Below are 4,010 nucleotides of genomic sequence, written 5' to 3'. Positions count from 1 at the left end.
ATGAACTTCCAGCGCCGACCACTAAGTTCCCAAAGAAACGGAAACGGCTGTGACGACCGTTCCCGACCAGGCCAGCATGCGTTCAACGGCCGAGCAGCCCGTGCAGGAGCGTTGCCGCGCTGTCGATGTCCTCGTCGTCGATGTCGAGGTGGGTGACGGCCCTGACCCGTTGTGGGCCTGTCAGCTGCAGGAGCAGTCCGTGACGGGCCGCCGCGGCGGTGAACTCGCCCGCGGGCCAGCCGGTGCCCGACAGGTCAAGGACAATCATGTTCGTCTGGACCGTGTCGACGTCGACGGCGGAGGGGGCGACATCCGCAATCCGGCGAGCCAGGCGCCGCGCACGTTTATGATCATCAGCCAGCCGCTCCACATGATGGTCCAGCGCGTAGATGCCAGCCGCGGCCACTATGCCGGCCTGTCGCATCCCACCACCCAGCCGCCGGCGCAGGACCCGGGCGACAGCAGCGCGGGACGCTGAGCAGACCACCAGGGATCCAACGGGCGCGCCCATCCCCTTGGACAGGCAGACGGACATGGTGTCGAACAGCCGGCCGAAGGCCGCGGCAGGCAGACCGGTGGCGACGATGGCGTTCCATATACGCGCGCCATCGCAGTGCAGAGCGACGCCCGCTGAGCGCGTCACCGCCCGCAGTGACTCGAGGACATCCATGGGATAGACCGCGCCGCCGGCACGGTTCGCGGTCTGTTCGACCGCTACGGCCCGGGTCACCACGGTCCGGAATCCCTCAGGCCGAAGCTGTTGCGCCACCGCGTCAGGCTGAAGAACGCCCCGCGGCGAAACGATCGTCCGGGTCGATATTCCGCCGTGCTGGGCCGCTCCCCCTCCCTCGTACGTCACAATGTGCGCATCCGCGTCACACAGCAGCTCCTCCGCCGGCGGTACCAGGAGCCGTAGGCAGATCTGATTCCCCATCGTGCCGCTCGGCACAAAGACGGCGGCTTCATGCCCAAACAGGTCAGCGACGCGCTCCTCCAGCGCCGCAACCGTCGGGTCCTCGCCGTAGCAGTCGTCGCCCACCTCTGCCCGCGCCATCGCCGCCCGCATGCCTGGAGCCGGCCGCGTGACCGTGTCGCTTCGCAGGTCGATCAAACGATCAACCATCTCCCGCCCACCCCCGCATGATCACGAGCTTCTACCGAGCCATCATCGCCGGGCCGCGGCTATTCGCTCTTCCTGTTATCCAGAATTCTATTCCAGGATAACTACTGGGGAAGAATCTCTGAAGTTATAAACACATTACAAGAATGCATGATCGGGTTATGCGGAGCGTGCAAAACCGCAGGCCGCAGGCCTGGATGCGCAACGCGGACGGGTTTCCCCGCGGTGGGCCGACGGTATGCGTGCACCGGGGCCGCGCAGCGTGGCCAGGCCCCGGGTACGATGCGGCCTTCGGTCGGGATTCGGCGGGTTCGGGCCGGCCGGCTGTCACGCGAGGGGCACCGTCTCTACCCCCGTTGTCACATCTGGTAACCGGTATTCGCGGCCGGAGGTCACCCAGCGGCCACGGTGAGCCCGGTCTCGGCGATGAAGCCGTCGAGCAAGGCGGGCCGGGCGCCGATGTGGGCGAGCTTGCCGTGGATCACCCGGTACAGATGGGTCCTGCCGGCGGAGGCGAGGTTGTACACCGCACGCCGGAGGTTGGACCATACGTCCTCCGCAGGATTGAGGTCAGGGGCGTAGGCCGGCAGCCGGTCAGCCAGGCAGCATGATCATCAAGGAGGGTCTGCATCTGCGCGCTGTGGTGGGTGTTGAGATTGTCCCATACCAGGATGGGGGGCGTCGACCTCGTCGTGGAACGCGCTGATCAGCGCGGCGTCGTCGGCTTCGGACATGCTGCGCCGGTCGTCCCTGCGACGGGTGTGCACCCGGGTCCGGCGAGCCAGCCGGGTCGCCTCGCCCGGCTTGGCACACACCATGCTGGCGATCGACATCCGGCCCGAGCGCGTGCCGGTCACCGGCAGCACCGGCGTCTGGCCGCACGGCGCCCAGGTTCGGGCTTTCGGTGGATGCCGGCAGATGGCGGCCTCGTCCTCGACGCAGACCCAGGCGCCCTCGGCCGCCGCCTTCGCGACGATCTCCGGCCAGGTCTCCTCTTTCCCCTGCCGGATGGCCTGCTCGTCGCGTTCGGCCGCCCGGTGGGCGGGCTGCTGCACCGACCAGCCCATGCGGTGCAGCAGCAGGGTCGCGCCCCGTGGCGTGGAGTGGACCGCGAACATTCGTTCGATCAGTGCGGCGGCCCGGGCCCCGGTCCAGCACTGGTCGTCGAAGCCGTGCGCGGCCGGGCCGCGGCGCAGTGCGGCCTCGAGCCGGGCCAGCTGCCGGTCATCGAGCCGGCACGGCAGCCCGCCCGGCCCCCGGGACACCAGCCCTGCCATCCCGCCGGCCTTCCAGTCCCAGTACCAGCGGCAGGCCGACATGCGGCTCACCCGTATCTCCTCGGCCACCTCGGCCTGGCTGGCTCCCATCGCGAACATCTCGCCGGCTTCCTGGCGGCGTTCCTCCCGCTGTGCCGCTCTTCGGCGGTCAACCCGCCGCCCTGTGGATACTTCATGCCACCGGTGTACCCGGCGGCCATCGGCCTGCACAGCATCACGGATAGCGCAAGATCTGACCGCGGATAGCGCAAGATTTCATATGGGGTTACGGAGCGTGCAAGAAATACAAATCTACAATCAAATCCCGCTCAATAACTTCTCCGATTCTTCCTCAGTAAAAGCGCTCGAGGATAGGACTGTCCGGCCCGCGGAAACGCACTGTCGATTGTCAATGTCCGAAGTCGCGTGCACGGATGCCTGAAGTCCTCTACACACGATCGGGACGCCGCGACCAGAGTTGCAAAGCAAAGGCCGCCCGTACCGATGAGCGGGGTGGTCTGCCTTCCTAGATATCAGAGACAGCTGCTCGCCGTTGGGAAGGACGGGACCAATCTTCCTCCGGCCCGTGCAGGATCCCCCTTTGGTTAGGGCGTTCCGCGTCGTAGATCCGGGGGCGTAGCCGGTGTCGGACGATCTGTCGTGTCACCGCGGCACCAAGCAGAGCGCCACGTGGTCGTCCGCGTTATCGTCGACTGGAGCATTAATCTTTACTCCAGTTCCTGGAAGGAAATATAGGTCGCTAAAGGTTCTACCTGCGGCAAGGCGTTGAAGTGCTCGGTCGAGCATCGCCTGGATAAAGGGACGATTTTCCATCAACGTCGCCGCTACCACCTCACCTACGATGCCAGGCAAGCCGGCATCGGGTCGGGCGGGCTCATCGTCCCAGACCCGGGTGGAGAAACCCTCAATACGAACCTGCGGATTACCGGAGCCATCCAGAGAGTAGAACACGTAAATAGTTGCCGTGCCGCTCAGGGCTGTGAACACAGCGTCCGTGTTACAATGAAAATCAAAACTGATCGTATTGACGAGATCTGAGTCCTGGTGAGCCCCCGGTTGGTCAATCTTCGCCCCAGGTGTGGCAGCTATGTCTTTCCAGACTTGGTATGACGTCCTGATCGGTCCCCGTAGTTCCGGATTTCGGACGGGCTTGCCAGCCGTGTCTACCCTCGAAAACGTATCTCTTACGAACTTGATCACGGCTGGATAGTTGACGATGTCGCTGAGGCTCTGGCAGACTTCAGTATCAGGTCGGACGTAAGCCACGATGGCGTGGACCGCCGGGAGATCCCAACTGGCCTCCCACGTGAATCCGCTGTCGATCAGACGGTGCATCTGATGAAACGGTCCGGATGATTGGAAAGATTGGCGCTCGAAAGCGAATACAGACATTGTTGGCACCGATTTACTCCTCGCGCGTCGACGTAGTTATGTAGTTATCTCTCCCGTACCCGTTTTCCCGGCGGGCAAACCATGCAGATACAGACGCAGGAAAAGTAATGAGATGGCGTCTATATCTCCCGTGCGGCGGCTTGCGGAAGCTCTAGCAGGGCCTACCCCTTCGACACCGACGGAAACCGCAGAACGTGTAGGTTGATAGGTCGCGGTAGGGA

The 4,010-nt window shown here is 64.5% G+C and carries 4 protein-coding genes; all 4 read right to left on the bottom strand.

Annotated features, from left to right (window positions below):
- Positions 1-82: 82 nt before the first annotated feature.
- Positions 83-1,111 (bottom strand): low specificity L-threonine aldolase, encoded by a 1,029-nt coding sequence (locus tag MJ797_RS26095; RefSeq protein ID WP_374583007.1) that lies wholly within the window; start codon positions 1,109-1,111, stop codon positions 83-85.
- Positions 1,112-1,512: 401 nt separating this feature from the next.
- Complete coding sequence (locus MJ797_RS27125) at positions 1,513-1,647, bottom strand: hypothetical protein (RefSeq protein ID WP_255739525.1); 135 nt, start codon at positions 1,645-1,647, stop codon at positions 1,513-1,515.
- Between the two features lie 87 nt (positions 1,648-1,734).
- A complete protein-coding gene (locus MJ797_RS26090; protein ID WP_239342289.1) occupies positions 1,735-2,487 on the bottom strand; it encodes a winged helix-turn-helix domain-containing protein in 753 nt (250 codons plus the stop codon).
- Positions 2,488-3,039: 552 nt separating this feature from the next.
- Entirely contained in the window at positions 3,040-3,798 is a 759-nt protein-coding gene (locus MJ797_RS26085; RefSeq protein WP_239342288.1) for a hypothetical protein, read from the bottom strand.
- Between the last annotated feature and the right edge of the window lie 212 nt (positions 3,799-4,010).

It is taken from the genome of Protofrankia sp. CiP3 (assembly GCF_917627345.1).
Taxonomy (GTDB): Bacteria; Actinomycetota; Actinomycetes; order Frankiales; family Frankiaceae; genus Protofrankia.
Note: the sequence above shows the minus strand (reverse complement) of the source record. Positions and strands in the feature narration are given on the sequence as shown.